1 protein-coding gene is annotated in these 1,260 nt (G+C 74.9%); it reads right to left on the reverse strand.

Annotated elements, in window-relative coordinates:
- Positions 1–89 precede the first annotated feature (89 nt).
- Positions 90–1,260, reverse strand: a 1,171-nt coding sequence (locus ACFFNX_RS50390) for a diflavin oxidoreductase (protein ID WP_378213612.1), incomplete at its 5' end; no start/stop codon positions are given.

Genomic DNA, 1,260 nt, shown 5'->3' on the forward strand with positions numbered 1-1,260 from the left:
CCGCACCCTCGAACGCCTCGGCCGTGCCGCCGAGGCCGAGCGGATCGCCGCGCCCCAGGCCCCGCCGGGCTGAGACGCCCAGCGGCCCGTCAGTACACGTCGCGGGCGTAGCGTCCGCCGGCGGCGAGCTGCTTGAGGTACGCGGCGGCGGCGTCGCGGGTGAGGCCGCCGTGGGTGGTGGCGATGTCGCGCAGCGCCCGGTCGACGTCCTTGGCCATGCGGGAGGCGTCGCCGCAGACGTAAAGGTGGGCGCCGTCCTGAAGCCAGGACCACAGGCGGTGGCCCTGCTCGCGCATCCGGTCCTGGACGTGGACCCGTGAGCGCTGGTCGCGGGAGAAGGCCGTGTCGAGGCGGGCCAGGTATCCGTCGTCCTGGAGGGCGGTGAGCTCCTCCCGGTAGTAGAAGTCGCTGGCGCGGTGCCGTTCGCCGAAGAACAGCCAGTTGGGGGCGCGGTGACCGCGGGCGCGCCGCTCGTCGAGGAAGCCGATGAACGGCGCGACCCCGGTGCCGGGGCCGATCATCACCATCGGGGTGGCCGGGTCGGCCGGGGGCCGAAAGTGCGGGGAGCGCTGGACGTGCACCGGTACCGGGGAGCCGGGCGCGGTGTCGGTGAGGAAGGCCGAGCACACCCCCCTGCGGGCACGGCCGCCCGGACCCTCGTACCGCACGACGGAGACCGTCAGCGCGGCCTCGTGCGGCCGGGTGAGAGGGCTGGAGGAGATCGAGTAGAGGCGGGGGCGCAGCCGGCCCAGTACCTCGGCCCACTCCTGGGCGCCGGCGCGGACGGGATGCTCGGCGATGACGTCGACGGCCTGGCGGCCCCAGGACCACTGGGCGAGCCGGTCCTTGTTGTCGGGGCGCAGCAGCTCCTTCACGGTGCGGTCGCCGGTGCGTTCGGCGACGAAGCGCAGCAGCCCCGGGGTGATCTTGGTGATGTCCAGGTGCCGGTGGAGGGCGTCACCGAGCGGCACCGTCCCGACGCGGTCGAGTTCGACGGCGGCGCCGGAGTCCAGGCCGGTGACGGCCAGCCACTCGGCCACCAGGCCGGGGTGGTTGACCGGGCGCACCCCGAGCGCGTCACCGGCCTCATAGGTGAGCTCACCGTCACGAAGACCGTCACGAAGGTCGAAGGTGAACCGCCGCACCTCCTTGCCCGACCCCGGGCCGCTGAGCAGCCGGTTGCCGGTGAGCCGTGCCGTGGCGGCGCGGGCTTCGGCGGGCCGGACTGCGGGTGCCGGGGCGGAGGTGCCCGGCGCCGCG

This window comes from Actinoallomurus acaciae (assembly GCF_042429965.1).
In the GTDB taxonomy this organism is placed as follows: domain Bacteria; phylum Actinomycetota; class Actinomycetes; order Streptosporangiales; family Streptosporangiaceae; genus Actinoallomurus; species Actinoallomurus acaciae.